This is a genomic window from Rothia sp. HMSC065G12 (assembly GCF_001811455.1).
GTDB lineage: Bacteria > Actinomycetota > Actinomycetes > Actinomycetales > Micrococcaceae > Rothia > Rothia dentocariosa.
The window spans coordinates 1-18,366 of sequence record NZ_KV804800.1; the positions used below are offsets into that span (position 1 = coordinate 1).

Annotated in this window: 16 protein-coding genes; 14 read left to right on the forward strand and 2 right to left on the reverse strand. The window is 56.7% G+C overall.

Annotated features, from left to right (window positions below):
- Window positions 1-206: 206 nt before the first annotated feature.
- Both HMPREF2804_RS01595 and dacB read right to left on the reverse strand, forming a co-directional pair.
- A complete protein-coding gene (locus HMPREF2804_RS01595) occupies window positions 207-2,957 on the reverse strand; it encodes a DEAD/DEAH box helicase (RefSeq protein WP_070626993.1) in 2,751 nt (916 codons plus the stop codon).
- Between the two features lie 133 nt (window positions 2,958-3,090).
- Window positions 3,091-4,722: a D-alanyl-D-alanine carboxypeptidase/D-alanyl-D-alanine endopeptidase gene (dacB, locus tag HMPREF2804_RS01600; protein WP_246824090.1), complete on the reverse strand. Its 1,632-nt coding sequence runs from the start codon at window positions 4,720-4,722 to the stop codon at window positions 3,091-3,093.
- A gap of 234 nt (window positions 4,723-4,956) precedes the next feature.
- Between dacB and ppa the strand changes: the two genes are divergently transcribed.
- The 14 genes from ppa (at window position 4,957) to folE (ending at window position 18,322) form a co-directional block, all read left to right on the forward strand.
- Window positions 4,957-5,442, forward strand: coding sequence for an inorganic diphosphatase (ppa, locus tag HMPREF2804_RS01605; RefSeq protein WP_004005776.1), 486 nt, complete (start codon window positions 4,957-4,959; stop codon window positions 5,440-5,442).
- Window positions 5,443-6,257: 815 nt separating this feature from the next.
- Window positions 6,258-6,974 (forward strand): hypothetical protein, encoded by a 717-nt coding sequence (locus tag HMPREF2804_RS01610; protein WP_239664769.1) that lies wholly within the window; start codon window positions 6,258-6,260, stop codon window positions 6,972-6,974.
- A gap of 41 nt (window positions 6,975-7,015) precedes the next feature.
- Entirely contained in the window at window positions 7,016-7,648 is a 633-nt protein-coding gene (locus HMPREF2804_RS01615) for a hypothetical protein (RefSeq protein ID WP_070626996.1), read from the forward strand.
- Window positions 7,649-7,912: 264 nt separating this feature from the next.
- Window positions 7,913-8,140, forward strand: a complete 228-nt coding sequence (locus HMPREF2804_RS01620) for a helix-turn-helix transcriptional regulator (RefSeq protein WP_004005772.1) — start codon at window positions 7,913-7,915, stop codon at window positions 8,138-8,140.
- Window positions 8,133-9,317 carry a type II toxin-antitoxin system HipA family toxin gene (locus HMPREF2804_RS01625; RefSeq protein ID WP_070450608.1) on the forward strand — a complete coding sequence of 395 codons (1,185 nt, stop codon included), beginning with the start codon at window positions 8,133-8,135 and terminating at the stop codon, window positions 9,315-9,317. Before HMPREF2804_RS01620 ends, HMPREF2804_RS01625 begins: the two co-directional genes overlap by 8 nt.
- Before the next feature lie 188 nt (window positions 9,318-9,505).
- The gene (locus tag HMPREF2804_RS01630; protein ID WP_070626997.1) at window positions 9,506-10,633 is read left to right on the forward strand and encodes a zinc-dependent metalloprotease; all 1,128 of its coding nucleotides are present in this window, start codon (window positions 9,506-9,508) and stop codon (window positions 10,631-10,633) included.
- Window positions 10,634-10,947: 314 nt separating this feature from the next.
- Entirely contained in the window at window positions 10,948-12,498 is a 1,551-nt protein-coding gene (locus HMPREF2804_RS01635) for an ATP-binding protein (protein ID WP_070450604.1), read from the forward strand.
- A gap of 80 nt (window positions 12,499-12,578) precedes the next feature.
- Window positions 12,579-13,775 (forward strand): tRNA lysidine(34) synthetase TilS, encoded by a 1,197-nt coding sequence (tilS, locus tag HMPREF2804_RS01640; protein WP_070534741.1) that lies wholly within the window; start codon window positions 12,579-12,581, stop codon window positions 13,773-13,775.
- A 197-nt stretch (window positions 13,776-13,972) separates the two neighbouring features.
- Window positions 13,973-14,155, forward strand: a complete 183-nt coding sequence (locus HMPREF2804_RS01645; RefSeq protein ID WP_070534742.1) for a hypothetical protein — start codon at window positions 13,973-13,975, stop codon at window positions 14,153-14,155.
- 177 nt (window positions 14,156-14,332) lie between these two features.
- Window positions 14,333-14,884, forward strand: coding sequence for a hypoxanthine phosphoribosyltransferase (gene hpt, locus HMPREF2804_RS01650; RefSeq protein WP_048753308.1), 552 nt, complete (start codon window positions 14,333-14,335; stop codon window positions 14,882-14,884).
- 18 nt (window positions 14,885-14,902) lie between these two features.
- The gene (locus tag HMPREF2804_RS11045) at window positions 14,903-15,052 is read left to right on the forward strand and encodes a hypothetical protein (protein ID WP_168164897.1); all 150 of its coding nucleotides are present in this window, start codon (window positions 14,903-14,905) and stop codon (window positions 15,050-15,052) included.
- A gap of 10 nt (window positions 15,053-15,062) precedes the next feature.
- A complete protein-coding gene (locus tag HMPREF2804_RS01655) occupies window positions 15,063-15,269 on the forward strand; it encodes a type II toxin-antitoxin system HicB family antitoxin (protein ID WP_053088948.1) in 207 nt (68 codons plus the stop codon).
- 181 nt (window positions 15,270-15,450) lie between these two features.
- Window positions 15,451-17,748 (forward strand): ATP-dependent zinc metalloprotease FtsH, encoded by a 2,298-nt coding sequence (ftsH, locus tag HMPREF2804_RS01660; protein ID WP_070626998.1) that lies wholly within the window; start codon window positions 15,451-15,453, stop codon window positions 17,746-17,748.
- Window positions 17,735-18,322: a GTP cyclohydrolase I FolE gene (folE, locus tag HMPREF2804_RS01665; RefSeq protein WP_041321610.1), complete on the forward strand. Its 588-nt coding sequence runs from the start codon at window positions 17,735-17,737 to the stop codon at window positions 18,320-18,322. Before ftsH ends, folE begins: the two co-directional genes overlap by 14 nt.
- The last annotated feature ends 44 nt before the right edge of the window (window positions 18,323-18,366 follow it).

The window sequence follows — 18,366 nt, forward strand, 5'->3', positions numbered from 1 at the left end:
GTGCAGTGAGTGAGTGCTGTGCGGAACGTTGAATGAAGGTTAACACGAACACCCCTCCATTATGCCTGAGCGCCTCGGGTTTTGATAGGGTTTCGCGGTACGGGTTGGCAGGGGCAAGCACACCCGGGCGATGCCGTTTCTCACAATCGTGGCGGGTTTGGTGACGACAACCGTATGTGTCTCATAAAACTGTCTAATATGCCTTGTCAGTCCTCGAAAGTGGGCGAGATCCAGGAGGCGGCGGAGCGTATCAAACCCAGGTATCCGCCCAGCGCCAAGAGTTCGGTGATGCTCTGTGGTACGAACCGGTGCAGGCTGTCGGATGCGACCAGCACGGAACACCACTGCCCGCGTGAGAGTGCCACGTTCAGGCGGTTAGGGGAGAGCAGAAATTCTGCGCCTCGCCCCGACACTCCGGCATTTGAGGAGGCCATTGACACGATCGTCACCGGCGCCTGCTGACCCTGAAACTTATCAACGGTTCCCACGCGCACGCCGTGACCGTCCGCATCCAGAAGTCTGGCGCGGCGCAGATGCTCCGCAATCGTATCGACCTGCGCGTTATAGGCGGCGACCACCACAATATCCTCGCCGGTGAGCTCGCGTGCAGACTGATTCGCCCCGGGAGTCCATAAAGCACCCACGAACTCGCCCGCTAAGCGCGTGACGGCTGCCGCCTCTACTTCGGAACGTACGGTGCAGTGCTCGTGGTGAACGCCGTACATATACAGCCCGGGATCGGCAGGGATAACAGGTTCTTCCAGTGCGGGAACCTTGAGGATGCGCTCGCTCGCCGCCGCTGCCGAGTGCAGCTTCCCGCCGTAGGACAGTGCGGAAACCGGCGCGCATAGTTGCGGGTGCATACGCCAGGTGACTTGCAGAAAATAACCGAATGCAGCGGGAAGTACCGACTGCCCGCCGGACAGCCAACCCAGCGCCGAGGTATCCAGCGGGTACGGATGCTCACCCACCGCCACCTGCGGCAGCTGCTGCGGATCACCCAGCAGAAGCAGGTTCCGTGCGGCTCTTCCAACCGCCAGGGTGTTAGCGAGCGAAAACTGCCCAGCTTCGTCAATAACGAGCAGGTCGAGTGAGCCCTCAGGAATACGGTTCGGGTTCGCAAAACCCCAGGCGGTCCCGCCAAAAAGAATGCCGAGAGAAGTTCCGGTGCCGGATTTTTCGCTGCTAAGCCCACCGGAATTGTCCAATAAAGCGGTCAGATCTTTATCGCTGACCTCAACCCAGGGGTAATCGGGGAGCTGAGATTTGCCCTTGGCGCGCATCACCCGCTCGGCGGGAAACAGGTTACGTTCCAGGCACGCGGTCAGCATATTTTCCACGACGGCGTGAGACTGCGCCACCACGCCCACTTTCGCGCCCGCCGCAACCAACCTGGCGATCACCTGCGAGCCCAAGAAGGTCTTACCTGACCCGGGCGGACCTTGAACCGCCACATAGGAACGGTCAAGGTCACGAACCGCCGCGAGCACCGCCTCAACAGTGGGCAGCTCGGCGTGAGAAAACTCCGTCTCTTGGGGCAGGCTCTCGCGGGTTTTGAGTCGCGGCGGGCGGCGTTCGATAAGGTCAAGCGTCCCGGTCGCGGCAACGTTGGGGAATGAGTCTTCAGCCTCGACCGCTACGCGCATAAGCGCCGCCTCTAGCTGTTTCGTCGTCACGGGTGCGCCAGGGGTGAGCCCTAGCGGGAAAGCCGCATGTTCTTCATCGTTCACACGGATGCGCTCGGCAACTACCATCACAACACGCTGCCCGCCACCTGCCAAAGTAGCGCCCTCTGCGAGTTCGCCCGGTTCCTCACACGGTTCGAGAGACATAATTTTTGCCCCGAAAAAACCGAGTCGATGCAGCGTATCTGGCACGCGGACCTGCGGGTTGGTCGCGCGAAACGCCTCCACCTGGGAATCAATGCTCTCGTATGCCTTCGCGGGCGCATCGTCGGCACTATACAGCAAATAATGCCCGGTATCGTCGGCCTTGAGAGTGTGCGAATCCGCCAGGGTGGCGACCGCACGTAGAGTACGCATTTTCGCCCCGCGCACGCGCTCCCAATCGGTTGCGGTCTCAACACTCTCGAAAATCACGCAATTGCGCGTATTAGCCCAATTCTCGTAGGGCTCGTGCAGGCGGCGCAGATGATCCCGCCAAAACGGTGCCTTCTCGCGGCGGTAGAAATCGACACCGGAGAGGAGCATCGCCAACCGGGAATTTTCGGCAGATAGCCCCCGATTCTTCTGATTCTGCTTTTCGAGCTCGGCAAGGCGTTCCCGCAGGCGCTCAAGCTGAGCATATTCTTCATCGTCGTCGGCAGGGGCGGCAGGCCGTACCCGGTACGGATGCTGTGCCTTCGCGGGAATGCCCTCAAACGTCGATTCCGCTGCGGAATCATCGGAATCCGCCCAGGATTCTTCGTCTGAAACATCGCTGCTATGAGGAACGAGCTCTGGTTCGTCAAGCGTTTCGGATGCGCCAGCTTCGGCCTTCACACGTGCCGCACACGCCGGGCAGTCACCGCAGCTCAGCAGGTCGGGAATATCGGCGAGTGCCATACCCGCCCGCCACGATGCGCGCAAAAATTCGTAGCGTTCCGTGAGGGTTTCCAGCACCGGGATTAGCCGCGCGAGCGGGTAGTATTCCGTGCCCTGAGCGGTGTGTATTTCCACATCGGCGTCCGCCGTATTCCCCGTGTCTGCAACGCATGAAGCCTGTGCCGCCTCCAGCAGTGCCACGACTTCTGGGTTTAACTGGGGCGCGCCGCTATCACTAAGCACGACATGAGAGAGCTCGCTCGCGGTGGCGTCGTGGTCGTTCTCCCGGGTGCCTGCCGTATGCCGCGAAAAATCGGCGTAGAGCGCCGTCTCGCAGTGGTGAACACGCAAAAGCTCCGTAACGGCGACTCTCGGCAGATCGTCGGGCGCGGATGCGGCAGAGGGTGAAGACACGAAACTATCCTTCGGAACGGGGTGAGTGAATATGCGCGGGTAACCGCAAGGGTGCTTGGGATATGCGGTTGCTATATGCCCGCGGACGTACTCGGCAGTCAGATAAATATACAATACTTTGCATATTCGTGCTCTACTGCGAGCTGGGAACCTCGGCGGGGTTTTGTTCCATCGCCTGGGAGGGCGTATCCCCCTGCGGCACGTTCTCACCGGCGGGCGAAGCGGAAGACGAACCATCCGGGGCCTGCGAGGCATTCGGGGCGGAACCCGAACCTGTAGCATCGGGAGACGAAGATGAACTCGGTACCTGCGAGTCCGAAGGTGCGGGCGTTCCCGTGGGGTTCGCGGGAGGTTCGGTACGTGCCGCCACGATCGCCGCGGCGCTATCGACCGTATCCTTCGCGCCGGGCAGAGCTTCCGCACCACCGACATCGTTGAGCAGACTCACGAAAATCAGGCGTGTGCCGTCTGGGCGGGTCGCATACCCCGATAACGAAATGGCGGTGAACAGCGTGCCGGTCTTTGCTGCCACATGCCCGCGCGCATACTTATTCGCTTCTCCGCTAAAACGATCCTTGAGCGTACCCGAAACACCCGCAACCGGGAATCTGCGCTCAAGCTCTTCATGTTTCGGGTGCGCCGCCAACGCCCCCAAGGTCTGCGCCAGGGTGCGTGCCGTCACCCGGTTCTGCAGGGACATACCGCTCACATCCGCCTGCACCAGCCCGGTAACCGAAATCTTCGCTTCCTGCAGTTTCTCGCGCACAAGTTTCTGCGCCTCGGATGCGCTGCCCTCACGCCCCGCAGCGATCGCCATATTGCGCCCCAGCACCTCGGCGAGCACATTATCGGACTCTAACATCATCACAAAGGCCTGTTCGAGCGCGGATGCCGACTGAACCTGAGCGATCTGCTCGGCATCGGCCTCACGGGGGCGGCGGTCGGCAACCGTAAATACGTACCCTGCTTTGACCTCTGCATGCTCTTCACTCGCCTTATTGAGCACCTTCACGAACGCTTCTAGGGCGGCGATTCCGGCGTCTTGCGGGCGCGCCGGTTTATCGGGGGTGGACTGCCCGGGCACGGTGTGCGAGGCCAGCGCGATCGGGTTAATCGGGGTGATCTGCCCGGATTCGAGGTCGCCGGGCTCCCAACCGGGGTTAGTCGCGGAACCCGTGTAAATCGTGGTGTCGAGGTAGACGGGGAAGGTGCCGTGCGCGACCTTGCGTTCGTTCATCTGCTGCACGGTATCCGCAGCGAGCGTGCTCAGCCCGGCGCGCATCGTCGGCGAGCCCGCAGTGGCCGGTTCCGTGGCTCCTTCCACGAGCAGAGTATCGCCGCCTGCCACCAGAAACAGCCCATTTTTACCCTGCACCACCGAGGTTGTGAAAGTGCGTTCCGGCGCGGTCTGCACGAGCGCAAAATAGGTCAGAATCTTCATATTTGAGGCAGGCAGGCGCGGGGTATCCGGGGCATCCGCATAGAGCTCACGTGTGCCGTCAAGGGCGGTCACGAGCATGGAATGGGCGGGGTAGGGGCGCTCCTGAAAGAGCTTATCAATCCGGGCTTTCAGGTCTTGAAGCTGCTGGGCATCCAGTACCGGAGTGGGGGTCGGCGTGGGTGTGACCGACGGGGTTATGGATGCGGTACCGCCCTGCGACTGTCCGCCGCTGGGGTTTGAGCATGCGGCAAGGAATAGCGCGGGTGCTGCACCGAGCAGGGCGCGGCGAGTGAACGGGGTGTTTATCGGTTGGGGTGAACGCATCTTAAGAGCATAACGAATTCCGCTGCGAAATACCGAGCCGGTTACACGCATCGCGAGGACTACAGGCTACCGGCTCGCCAGGATAGCGTGGATGATATTCGCGGCAACGTATCGAAAGCACGATTTTTGTGGCATTGAATGGGTGTTGTGCATGCGTTCAGGGGGTACAATGGGGGAGTTGTTCGCCGCCTTGATGCGCGGTGCAGAGGCTTACATTCATAGAAAGAGGTTCCCATGGAACTCGACGTCACGATTGAAATCCCCCGCGGCTCCCGGGTGAAGTACGAGATAGACCACGAAACCGGTCGTCTGTATCTAGATCGCGTGCTGTTTACCTCAATGCAGTATCCCACCGCATACGGCTACTTTGAGAACACACTCGGCGAGGATGGCGATCCGCTGGACGCCATGTTGGTTCTAGACGTTGATATTGTTCCCGGTGTGATCGTGGAGGCTCGCCCGGTTGCCGTCTTTAACATGACCGACGAGGCTGGTGGCGATGCGAAGGTACTGTGCGTGCCCACCGATAAGCGCTACGATCACATCAAGTCGCTGGCGGACGTGCCCGAGCAGCTCAAGGCCGAGATTCAGCACTTCTTCGAGCGCTACAAGGATCTGGAACCCGGCAAATGGGTGAAGGGTGAAGGCTGGGACGACATCGCCGCGGCAGAGAAGATGGTTCAGGAGGCAATCGACCGCTTCGCCGCTGAAGGCCACTAGGTCTTACTCGCGTTCCTGTTAATAACGGGAGCGGTTTCTTCATGCGGGAGCACCTTATTTGCTCCCGCATGAAGAAACCGCTCCCTTTTGTATTAGGGGGGGCAAGAGCGGTTCTTGCGGTTGCTATTATGGAGCCGCAGTTTTCCCGAGGAGCTTTATTAAAAATTAATTTTATTGTCGTTGCACTGCGCTACGTGAACGTATAGTGTGGGAAATAATACGCTGTTCATTAAATCTTTTATATGCATGCAGAGACGGATAATTAGCCCATAATCTGGGTATCCGCACGCGATATAGCATTATGTATTTCTTAATTAAGAGTTTGTTGTGCACCAAAATATGCAGCATATGACGTCCTTGGAATAGATATGCCGTGGTGAGGAGTATAAATGAAAGGCTTGGTATGTGATTGTCGAAATGCCATTCGTTTAACTGCCACAGCAGGGGTTTCTGCGATTTTCGCGGGTGCTGATGTTGCTGCGTGGTCTACTGCTCCGAACGTAATGCGCAAGGTTCTTGATATCAAAAATGTAAGCAATACGTCGTATGGCACTACCGGCAAAACTAGGCCCGTTGTCGCCTTGCGAGCGCGCGTGTCAGCTCTGACCGACACAATAGCGGAATATAGTAAAGCCATTGGGCGGAGCCAAAAAACGAAGCGGCTGTGGAATAGTGTGTCTGGTATGGGGAACACTATCCATCAAAGGACCTTGTCAATGAGGTCGGTGAAGGCGCCGCAAATCCTTGGGAAGCAATACTCACCCCTAAGGGAATTGCTTCAGCCTGTCTTCCAGAGGCTATCTTCGCAACTTTATATGGCATCGCTCGTCTGGGGCAGCGTCTCTATGTTGCGTGGAGGGCGCACGAAGGAGCGTCAGTATACGCCGGATCATCCAGAGTATGTAGCACTGACGAGTGCACTGAAGGGTGGTTATTTCAGTGGTTTTTTCGAATCGTTCTGTGTCTTTTTCGTGATTCTCGGTGCTCGGGCTGTTGCGCCAGCTTCAAAGCTTTCTGCGCTGTCTCTTCCGCGGCTGCAGATCGCTGGTATCGTATGGATTTCCTACCTCATCTTCCCGCTAGTACTCACGTTAGCTCAGCGTCCGTTGGTTGTGCGTGCGCAGCATCCCTCTCCGGGAGGACTGCTATTTGCTGCATGCGATATCTTAGCGCCGCCCCTGGTGTATCTGGCGGTAACACTAGGGATGTTTCAGGAGGTAGGCAAGGCGGCAACAGTAGGTTCCTGTGCCTTAGTTTTCTATCTGATTTACGCGGCGTGGCTTAAGCCCTGGAAGCCTGGTTTAACGCGTACCCAAGTGCGTCACAAAATTCAAGAGACTAAACGGATGACCCGCGAACTGGTGGGCGATATCGCGCAGGAGTACGCCGGGATGATGCAGGAGCGTGCTGAGGTTATGCAGAAGTACGCTGATGTTGATGACCCAGCTATTAAGAACCTATTTCTGCCGACTAATCGCTACCGTATACCCCTCGATTATGAAAAACGAGGAGCGCTTCCGTATACGCGGTGAAAATACTCCAAAACGTTGAGAATGCGGGAAGGGATACGTATATGAAGAGTAGTCAGTATACGCCGGATCACCCAGAGTATGTACCGCTGAGCGCTGCGTTGATGGGTAGTTTTATATGGCGTCTGCTCGAAGTATTTTGCGTATTTCTGCTGATTCTTGGTGCTGGGGCTGTTGTCTCCGCCTTGGGGCTTTCTGCCCTGTCCCTCTCTTTGTATCAGGCGACTAAGACCGTACTGATTTCTTACCTTATCTTTCCGCTAGTACTCGCATTGGCGCAGCGTCCGTTGGTGGTGCGTGCACAGCACCCCTCTCCAGGAGGGAAGCTGTTTGCTGCATACGAAATCTTAGTGCCTCCACCGGTGTACTTGGTTGTGGCACTGGTAGTAACTCAAGATATAGGTAAGGCAGTAATGGTGGGGGTCTGTGCTTTAGTTTTCTATCTGGCCTACGCGGCACGGTTTAAGCCCTGGAAGCCTGGTTTCACTCGGACAGAGGTGCGCAGCAAGATTGAGCAGACCAAGCAGATGACTCGTGAGATGTTTGGTGAGGCTGCGCAGGAGCGTGCTGAGACGATGCAGAAGAGCGCTGAGGTTGATGACCCTGCGGTCAAGGATCTGTTCCTGCCAAGTAATCGTTATCGTATGCCTCTTGATCATGACGAGAGGCGTTCCTAGCTCGCTTCTTTCTTACGCTGCACCTGCTAGTGCATCTGCATGTTTCGGGAGCGGTTTCTTTATTTGGGAGCACCTTAAGTGTTCCCAAATAAAGAAACCGCTCCCGCTTGTGTATGAGTGTCTTCTCATCTAGAGAACCTCAAAATTTTTCCGAAAAATAGTTCGTATTTACTGTATTTTTAGTCTCCCTGCGGTGTAAAATTCTTAAAACCGAACTATTATTCGTATTTTTAAGGGGGATGCGGCCATCATGCCGCACACACGATGGCTTTTCATGCAGAAGAGTTTGCTCAGAACTTCGGGCAGCGAGTGCGGCGCATCCGTAAGGAAGAGCGGCTTACCCAGCTGGAACTTTCCTATATGGTGGGTGTAAGCGATAAAACGATTCGTGATATTGAACGTGGTAAGCCGGGACCATCTTTTGGGTCTGTGCTCAAAACCGCTGAAGTGCTGGGTATATACCTCGTTGTAGAAGGTGCAGATCATGCCTAATCCAGGACTCCTCAGGGCAGACATCTATAAAGCGGGACATCTAGCCGCGCGGCTCACACAGCACAGTGATTATTCTGTTCACTTTGCTTATTTACCGGGGTATACAGGTGAACCTCTTGCCTGGTCGTTACCTTTAGGTATAGAGCGGGTGACACCTCAGAGCACTCTTCCTAATTTCTTTGCTAATCTCTTGCCGGAGGGATACCGCCTGAACGCCCTTGCAGCGAGCCTAAAAACCAGCAAAAGCAATGAATTGGGTCTTCTCCTAGCCTTGGGAGCAGATGTGCCGGGAGATATACAAGTTGTTCCTGCAGGCGAGGTACCGCTGGAAGTACCAGCTGTTCTTGTTACAGATGCTGAATCGGTATCATTTCACGACTTGATGGGGGTAGTGGACCGTAAAAGTTTGCCCGGTGTGCAAGCAAAACTCAGTGCCCGTGTGAGCGCCCTTATGCGAACCCTGCCGGTAAATTGGAATAGTGAAGAAGCCCTTCTCAAAATAAGTCCTGACCGTATCCCACATTTGGTTGAAAATGAGTTTGAACATTTACGTGCCGCACATGCTCTCAAAATTCCTGTGGCGCAAAGCGTGTTAGTGTCTGATCGAGAAGGTGTTCCAGGAATCTTAGTTTCACGATTTGACCGTGGGCCTTCTGGTGAACGCTACGCTCTTGAAGACGCGGCTCAAATTCTAGATATTCCCCCAGTCGCCAAGTATAGTGCAGACGGTGACGTTACCAGCGAATCTCTTCTGACAGCAGTGGCAGAACGCGCGGCATCCCCTGCGCTTGCTGCTCGTAATATATATGTGCAATTTCTATATGCCTGGCTTACCGGTAACGGGGATTTACACGCTAAAAATATTTCTTTGCTTAAAACCCCGAAGAAAGGTTGGCAAGTGGCACCAGTTTATGATGTGCCAAGTTCTTGGGTTTACTTCAAAGATGATATGGCGCTGAGTATAAATTCACGTGTTAAAAATTTGAAGAAACGCGATTGGGATGCATTTGCCTACCACGCAGGAATTCCTGAGAACCTGCAACGCTACTTGCATAAAACTGCTATAAAGGCAGCCTCTAGTGTGTCCTGGGATCGATTGCCGTTCACCGGCTCACAACGGTATGGGGTGGAGCGGGAGCTGAGCCATCGTCGGTGGGAATTAGAGAAACATTTGTAGAATACGCCTGTGTTCCCGTTAATTCCGGGAACGGTTTCTTCATGCGCTGAGGGGCGTGATAACCGAGTACGCGAGGTATCACATAACAATCTGAAGCTGGCGAGAAAACGAGCCAAGTTGAAAACCGCTCCCACTTTTACCCCCTGAGTATGAGGCTTCACCTCAGCACAGTTCGATACACTGTGCATATGAGCGAGAACAACACACAGAACCTGCTAAATGTTGAGCGCATCGCCAAAATCGTGGGCAGCCTGGCGCCCGCCGGGCCGCGCATGAAGCCCCAGGAGATGGCTGGCGTGGTCGCATCTTTGCGCAAAGCGGCGGAAGAATCCGTGGACCATGTGCACCGCATCACCGGGCTTGATGCGGCACAAGACCTGCGCGACTCCGAGGTTTTGGTGGTTGATCGAAGTACCTGGGCGAAGGCGAACGCACAGGCGTTTTCGATCATGCTCGTACCCTTCGTCAAGCCCGCATTCGAGAAGATCCAGCAGAAAAAACCGCATGCTGACCTGAATAAACTCCAAGAAGGGCTGGCCTTCGAGGTCGGTGCCGTGCTCTCGTTCCTCTCCACCAAAGTGCTTGGGCAATATGAACCCTATGCGGCGCTGGCAGGGTACGGGCAGCCGGGCGGTCGTCTGATGCTGATCGCACCGAATGTGGTCGCCGTTGAGCGTGAACTCAACGTTGAACCCGAAGATTTTCGCTTGTGGGTGTGCCTGCACGAGCAGACGCATCGGGTGCAGTTTGCCGCCGCGCCGTGGCTGCGCGACTATTTTCTCGCCAAGATTACGGAGCTGGGCGATAGCGCCGCCAGCACCTTCGACCTCAAAGATGCGTTCCGTGCCGCAGCCCAGGCCCGCGCCGAAGAACCCGGGGAGGGGCGGGCGCATCCTGTGAAAGAAGCCACCGCGAAGGCACGCAAAATCGCGAGCGAGCTGACAGCCATTATGAGCCTGCTGGAGGGGCACGCAAACGTGGTGATGGATGCCGTGGACGCCCAGATTGTGCCGACCGTCAAGACGATTCGCCGCAGGTTCAACCGCCGCAGCTCAACCCAGAAGTTCCTCACGAAGCTTATTTACCGTCTGCTGGGCATGAACAAAAAGATGGCCCAGTACCGCGATGGGCAGAAGTTCGTGCAGCATGTTGTGGATACGGTCGGCATGGAACGCTTCAACGTCGTGTGGGAGCGACCCGAGAACCTGCCGACCGAGCGGGAGATTCACAACCCGGACGCCTGGATCAAGCGTGTGCTGGACGAGGATGCTAAGGCGGTCGTGGCTGGTGGTAGAGACGAAGAGAATACCGGGTAATCCCAGAACGGGTTATATGACAAAACCGCGTGTTTCGTGACAATTTTTTGTCACATAAAATGTCACGAAACGCGGGAGTGCTCGTGGGTGCATAAACCCGTAAATCCCCGGTACAAAGCGGGACTAATCGCTATGAGTCTTTGTGTTTATATGACAAAATTACGTGACAAAACTCTAGATTTACATGACTTTTTGTCACGTAAAACCCTTTTACGTGACACTTTATGTGACAAAATGCCCTGTTATATGACAAAATTTGTCGTATAACATGTCACGTAACAAAATTCTGTCAACATTAGGGGAACACCAGAACTATGGAGTGGACTGCAGAACATATTACGACGGCCCTTAATGCTCTTCGCTCTCACGGTGGTGACAGCCCCTACCTCGAACTCAAAAAAGCCAGCGGCGGCATGCCTCAAAACTTAGGTCCAACTCTGTGCGCTTTCGCAAATATGCCTGACGGCGGAACCCTCATTCTCGGAGTCGATGAAAAAGACAATTTCGCCATTACGGACATTGAAAAACCGGCACAACTTCAGGCAAGTATCGTATCGCTGGCTCGCAATAATATCTCCCCATCACCGTACATAGAGTTTTCTACCCCGGTTCTTAACGGCAAAACTGTTCTCGTCGCCGAGGTACAAGGATTACCCATCGGCGATAAACCAGCCCGCTACAAAGGCAAAGCATATTTGCGGCAGGCTGATGGAGATTACCCTATGAACGATGCCGAACTGCGGATGCTCGAAGTCGCCAAATTTCACGCTGACGAGCAGGTTTCTTATGATGAAGCCCCCGTACCCGGCACCAGCGCGCAGAATCTCGACCAATCGCTCACCCAGGAATATGTGGGAGCCATCCGCCAAACAAGCCGACGTCTGCGTGAGAAAAGCGATACTGACATACTGCGCCAGACAAGCGTGACAACTGCATCCGGTGAACTTACCCTTGCTGGACTTTATGCGCTCGCGAGTTACCCGCAGGGTCCACGCCCGGCACTCGAGGCAACCGCAGCCGTCATCCTTCCGGCAGATGCTCCCGGGCGGCACCAAAACCTGCAAACATTTGATGGGCCCCTCCCCGAAATGCTCAGCGATATGCTCCGCTGGACGGAAGGGAACCTACCTACCACCGCCTACTACGGGGACGACGGCAACCTCAGGAACGTTCCCATCATTCCACTTGCTATCGCCCGAGAGATTATCGCTAATGCGCTTGTACACCGGAACTTGGGACCCTACACCTTGGGACTGGGCAAAAGCGTTCATGTGCGAATCCTGCCGGATCGCCTCGTGGTCGAAAGCCCTGGAGGCGTTATCGGATTGTCTGTCCGTCAACTGGAAAGCTCGGAGCATGCGCAGGTTGCAGTGAATCAGCGTCTCTACAACATTGTGCGTCATCTGCGCACACCCGACGGAGCTCAAGTTATCGAGGGCGAAGGCGGTGGAATCCGTGAGGTTCTTGAACTCGCGCACACCTACCAGCTTCCCAAGCCGCAATTCATCAATACGGGTGTCAAATTCAAGGTTATTATTTTCTTTCCTAAAACATCGGTCAGCCATGTGATACCTGAAGTATCTCGGCGCTCGTATAGTGCCCCTCAAACGGTAACAGACCTTCCCCGACCCCACGAACCAGAACCTAGCGCTGTTTATCCAACACTAAAATCGCTGAAGAACGCCCAGGTGGTCATGGATGCTTTTGAAGGGCAAGACCGATCCGTCACCGAAATTTCGCGGTTCACCGGGTTAACGGCGCGACAGGTACGCTACGTCCTTCACGCACTTATGCGTGAAGGATACGTGGAAATGGACGCATCGGCGGGACCGCGGAATACGGTGTATCGTCTCATCACACCATAACTACCGTGAATCGCCCCAGGAGGGGGGGGATTCTTGCGGAATTGTCTGTAGACGGCATATACAACAGAGAAGGACAACACATGCAACATGGACGGCAGGGGCGGCTGCATCCGGCAGTGGGGACGGCTCGTCGGGAACTGGCGCGCGCGCTGACGAACCTGCTGGGTGAAGGCACCATCAAGGGGACCGGGCGTGCGCGGCGAGACTCGACCGTATCGCAGCAGGGCGCAGAAACCGAGAAACCCCTCGTGCTGGTTGCATGCAGTGGCGGGCCAGATTCGCTTGCGCTCGCCTGCATTGCTGCGCATTTTGCGCGTCGTTCCGATGTGCGTGTGGGCGCCGTCGTGGTCGATCACGGACTGCAAGCCGACTCCGCTGAGGTTGCCGCAGCCACCGTAGAAACCCTCACGAACCTGGGGCTATATCCCGTGCTCACGGAGCGCGTGCAGGTTCCGCAGGGCAGCATGGGTCCCGAAATGGCGGCGCGAACCGCCCGCTACGGCGCCTTTGAACGCATAGTGCAACATACCGGTGCACGGGCTGTTCTGCTGGGGCATACCCTTGACGACCAGGCGGAAACCGTGCTCCTGGGGCTTGGGCGCGGTTCGGGCACACGCTCCCTCGCAGGAATGCCGCCCGCGCGCATCGAAAATGGAGTCACCTACCTGCGACCCTTCCTCACGTTGCGCCGCGCCGATATGCTGAATATTTGCGAAGCCGAAGGTGCCACCCCCTGGAACGACCCCACCAACACCGACCAGACGCTCATGCGCGCTCGCATTCGGCACACCATCCTGCCGTTCCTGCAAAAGCATCTTGGTGGGGATGTGGCACTCTCTCTGGCGCGAACCGCCGCAGTCGCCGGGCCTGACGCCGAATATTTGGATGCGCTCGCTGCCACCGAGTACACCCGCCTGAAGCTGCCCGCTGGAGTTCATCTGCCGGACATTCCCGGGGCTGATACGGTGTCCGGCGACCACTCCACGGAGGCCGCCTCTGAGAAACCTACTCCCACAGTTATTACCCTGAACCGCGCGGAAACGGCGGCACTGCATCCTGCCCTCCGGATGCGCGTGCTCGCCCTGGCGACCCGCGCCGTGCAGGGGGAGAACCCCGGGTTTGAGCGGCTGCAGGCGCTTGACGAGTTCGTCGCCGAGCACGCCACTGCCGGGCCGGTGCAGCTGCCCGGGCATGTGAGCGTCTACCGCCGCCGCAGGGTGCACGATCCCCGCACCGATACACGCGTGGATGCACTGGTACTTATTTCCCAGCGGTAAGAGAAAACCTTCGACTTCATAATTCAGTTATTGTGTTGCAGCTCTCAAAGCGACTACAGTGCAGTGTTAAAATAGCAGGGTACTGAAAACCCTTAAATCTCGATATATCACAAGGATTCAGCGGCACGCGGAAGGAAAAAACATGGGACTTTTTTGGCAGCGATAAGAACACGAGGGCAGAACTTGCCGTTCTCTTCGTGAAGGCAGACGAACCGATGGAAGCCGCCATCGACTGGGCTCGTTCCGTAGCGGATAAGGCGGGTCTTGACCCCGCGAAGGATGAGGTTCAGCTGATTCGCGAGTTGCGCCGCACAGAGCTGAATCTTGATCTGAAAACCGCAACCTACCTGGCCGAGCAGACGGCGAAGGCGGCGCGGTAGCGGTTTATTCGTGTTTACGGGAGCATTCTTCCAAAGCACCCCAGCAGACACCCGTGAAACGTAAGCCGCGCATCAGAATTTAAGTCATACTTAAAGCGGACCAAGAAAATATACCCGACCCGGCGAAACATTCGGGCGGGTTCGGCGTGAAGACGCCCCGGCAAGAAAGAAGAATCCGTGCAGGCTCAAGACGTGCAGGACGATCTGAAGAACGTACTCTTTACCAAGGAAGAGATTAATGCGAAAGTTGCCGAGCTGGCGGCGCGCATCGACGAAGATTACGAAGGCAAAGACGTGCTCCTCGTGGGGGTTCTCAAGGGCGCCATTATGGTGATGGCAGACCTGTCCCGCGCGCTCAAGGGGCATTACACGATGGACTGGATGGCGGTTTCTTCGTATGGATCCGGCACGAAATCCTCGGGTGTGGTTCGTATTCTCAAAGACCTTGATACCGACCTGACCGATCGTAATGTGTTGATTGTTGAAGACATTATTGATTCCGGGCTGACTCTTGCGTGGCTGCAGCAGAACCTCAAATCGCGCGGCGCGGAATCTGTGGAAATCTGCACCCTGCTGCGTAAGCCGAAGGTCGTCAAGACTGACGTTCAGGTCAAATACGTGGGCTGGGATATCGAACCTGAGTTCGTAGTTGGTTACGGGCTCGATTTCGCTGAGAAGTACCGCAACCTCGACTGCGTGGCGACTCTGCACCCGCACGTATACTCCTAAAACCCGGTCGTGCGCAGCGTGCGCACAAAGATTTTGGTGCCCGCGCATCCTGAGAAAATTCTAGATGCGCGGGCACGCTTATGCCTGCGTGCAGAGTTTCTCGAAACCGTGCGTCACCGCTTAGCTAATCCGCAGCCAGGGGTAAAGGTTTCCCTTGACGAGCTGTAGAGCGAGATCTATGAATAATGTGATGATTATTGATGGTCATAAGGCTGTTATTCAATACGATCCAGAGACAGAGATGCTGCGCGGTGAATTTATTGGTTTGAATGGTGGCGCAGATTTTTATGCAGATAACGTTGCCGATTTGCACCGGGAAGGCACGGCAAGCCTGCAAACCTTTTTGGAGGTATGTAGGGAACAGAGTTGGGGATCGACCGCTTAGACATGCTTCTGTACGCCCGCACTGACTCCTTTTAGCCTTGAGGTGAAATGCCGCCGATGTGGGCGTAATCTGGCGGGGTTAGGGTACATTTAAAGTTGCATCTTTCTATCGTCACGGAGTGCTACGGCACGCTGCGGCGCGTACCCGGCGTGTAGCCGTCGTAAACGTAAGGAATTAAGCATTGGCGCAAAAATCCAATAACTCGCCGAACGGCCCCGATAACTTTTTAGGCAGGCTGATCAATGGTCGCTGGCTGTGGGCTATCGTTATTGCAATTGTTATCGTGGCGTTCTCGCTGAGCTCGCTTTTTGCGCAGGGCGCACGCCAGGTAGATACCAACGTTGGTTTGCAGCTGCTCAACGACCATCAGGTGAAGAGCGCGAAAATCTATGATGGTGACCAGCGTGTTGAGCTGCAGCTGAAGGAAGACTATAAGCAGGGCAGCAACAACTACGGTTCCTCCGTGAAGTTCTACTATGTGCAGCCGCGTGCCGAAGAAGTCGTGCGGGCCATGAACGGTGCCCAGCTGGAGAGCTACACCGATCAGCCGGTGGAAAACAGCTTCTTGGGATCCCTGATCTCTCTGTTGCTGCCGGTGCTTCTTTTTGGTGCAATTTTCTGGCTGCTTATGGGCCGCATGGGCGGTAACTCCTCGGTCATGAGCTTCGCGAAGTCGCGCGCGAAGAAGTTCAACAAAGACAACCCGACCGTGCGTTTCTCCGATGTCGCCGGTGTTGATGAGGCGCTGGCTGAGCTTGAAGAGGTGCGCGAGTTCCTTGCGGAGCCCGAAAAGTTTACCCGACTAGGCGCTAAGATTCCTAAGGGCGTGCTGCTGTATGGCCCTCCCGGTACCGGTAAGACCCTGCTCGCGAAAGCTGTTGCGGGCGAGGCTGGCGCGCCTTTCTACTCGATTTCCGGTTCCGACTTTGTTGAGATGTTCGTGGGTGTGGGTGCATCCCGCGTGCGCGATCTGTTCAAGGAAGCAAAATCTAACCCCGCCGCGATCGTCTTCGTGGACGAGATCGATGCGGTCGGTCGCCGCCGCGGCGTAGGCATGGGCGGCGGTAACGACGAGCGTGAGCAGACCCTAAACCAGCTGCTTGTCGAAATGGACGGTTTCGACGGCAACTCCAACGTGATCGTGATTGCCGCGACCAACCGACCGGATGTGCTCGACCCCGCCCTGCTGCGCCCGGGCCGTTTCGACCGTCAGATCGGTGTGGATGCGCCCGATATGAAGGGCCGCCAGCGCATTCTTGAGGTGCACGCCGCCGGTAAGCCGATCGACCGTCGCGTCGATTTGGGGCAGGTCGCTAAGCGTACCCCCGGTTTCACGGGTGCAGACCTGGCGAACGTGATGAACGAGGCAGCCCTGCTGACCGCCCGCGATAACGGCAACGTGATTGATGACCGCGCTATCGATGAGGCTATCGACCGTGTAATGGCAGGCCCGCAGCGTGCTTCGCGCATCATGAGTGAGCACGAGCGTAAGGTGACCGCGTACCATGAGGGCGGTCACGCGCTCGTGGCTGCCGCCCTGCGCAACTCCGCACCGGTTACCAAGATTACGATTCTGCCGCGTGGCCGTGCACTGGGTTACACGATGGTCATGCCGCAGGACGATAAGTACTCGACCACGCGCCACGAGTTGCTGGACCAGATGGCCTATGCGATGGGTGGCCGCGCGGCTGAGGAAATCGTATTCCACGATCCTTCCACGGGTGCCGCGAACGATATTCAGAAGGCGAGCGATACCGCACGCAAAATGGTAGCCGACTACGGTATGAGTGCCCTGCTGGGTTCGGTGAAGCTTGGCAGCGACGACACCGAACCGTTCATGGGCGGCGATCCTTCGGCGGCACGTAACTACTCTGACAAGACCGCCTACAAGATCGATATTGAGGTGCGTAAACTTCTGGAAGAGGCTCATGATGAGGCTTTCCAGATTCTCGTAGAGAACCGCGATGTGCTTGACCGCCTGGCGTTCGCCCTGCTGGAGAAAGAGACTCTGTTGGAGAACGAGATCGCGGAAATTTTCAAGGATGTGCGTAAGCGCCCCGAACGCGAGCACTGGTACTCCAAGGAAGGCCGCGAACGCACCGACATTCCGCCGGTGAAGGCCCCGAGCGAACTCGCCGCAGAGAAGAATGCTCTGGAGGGCGATTCCGATCCGACCGTGGCAATGAAGGCTCCTACGACTGCATCTATGCCGACTGCGCCCGAGCACACGGTGCCGGGCCAGAACCTGCCTGGTCAGGGTGGTCAGCCTCAGCAGATGCCGCATCCGGGCACGCAGGATATTGAGGATACCGACCCGACCGTGGCGATGCCTCCGCAGCAGTATCCCGAACAGCGGCAGTTCCCCGGTCAGTATCCTGAGCAGCAGTATCCGGGTCAGCAGAATGAGCAGCAGCAGAACCCGTACCCGTATAACAACCCGAACCAGAACCCCTATGGAGGGTCGGATGAGCGAGGATAACGGCTCGGGGGTAGATAAGCCGCGCATTGAGGCGGCGGTGCGGGAAATCCTGCTGGCAATCGGTGAAGACCCTGACCGTGACGGTTTACAGAACACCCCGGCGAGAGTAGCTCGCGCCTACGAGGAGTTTTTCTCAGGCTTGCACGCCGACCCCGCCGATGTGCTGGGCACGACCTTCGATATTGCCCATTCCGAGATGGTGCTGGTGAAGGATATCCCGTTCTATTCCACGTGTGAGCATCACCTGGTGCCTTTCCATGGGGTGGCGCATGTTGGGTACATTCCCGGGGCTGACGGCAAGGTGACGGGGCTGAGCAAGCTGGCGAGGGTGCTTGAGGTTTATGCGCGTCGCCCCCAGGTGCAGGAGCGGCTGACCACGCAGGTGGTGGAGGCGCTTGAGGAGCATCTAAACCCGCGCGGTGCGATCGTTGTGATTGAGGCCGAGCATATGTGCATGTCGATGCGCGGCGTGCGCAAACCCGGTGCAAAAACCGTCACGAGTGCGGTGCGCGGGCAGCTCAAGAACGCGGCAACTCGCGCCGAGGCGATGAGCCTAATTTTCTCGAAGCACTAGCTTCTTATTCCGCGAGCAGGTGGTTTTTGACCCGAGCAGGTAGG

Excerpts from the sequence above, each read along its gene's own strand:
- dacB (WP_246824090.1), bottom strand. The coding sequence starts at position 4,722 with ATGCGTTCACCCCAACCGATAAACACCCCGTTCACTCGCCGCGCCCTG.
- ppa (WP_004005776.1), top strand. The coding sequence starts at position 4,957 with ATGGAACTCGACGTCACGATTGAAATCCCCCGCGGCTCCCGGGTGAAG.
- HMPREF2804_RS01610 (WP_239664769.1), top strand. The coding sequence starts at position 6,258 with ATGGCATCGCTCGTCTGGGGCAGCGTCTCTATGTTGCGTGGAGGGCGC.
- HMPREF2804_RS01615 (WP_070626996.1), top strand. The coding sequence starts at position 7,016 with ATGAAGAGTAGTCAGTATACGCCGGATCACCCAGAGTATGTACCGCTG.
- HMPREF2804_RS01620 (WP_004005772.1), top strand. The coding sequence starts at position 7,913 with ATGGCTTTTCATGCAGAAGAGTTTGCTCAGAACTTCGGGCAGCGAGTG.
- HMPREF2804_RS01625 (WP_070450608.1), top strand. The coding sequence starts at position 8,133 with ATGCCTAATCCAGGACTCCTCAGGGCAGACATCTATAAAGCGGGACAT.
- HMPREF2804_RS01630 (WP_070626997.1), top strand. The coding sequence starts at position 9,506 with ATGAGCGAGAACAACACACAGAACCTGCTAAATGTTGAGCGCATCGCC.
- HMPREF2804_RS01635 (WP_070450604.1), top strand. The coding sequence starts at position 10,948 with ATGGAGTGGACTGCAGAACATATTACGACGGCCCTTAATGCTCTTCGC.
- tilS (WP_070534741.1), top strand. The coding sequence starts at position 12,579 with ATGCAACATGGACGGCAGGGGCGGCTGCATCCGGCAGTGGGGACGGCT.
- HMPREF2804_RS01655 (WP_053088948.1), top strand. The coding sequence starts at position 15,063 with ATGAATAATGTGATGATTATTGATGGTCATAAGGCTGTTATTCAATAC.
- folE (WP_041321610.1), top strand. The coding sequence starts at position 17,735 with ATGAGCGAGGATAACGGCTCGGGGGTAGATAAGCCGCGCATTGAGGCG.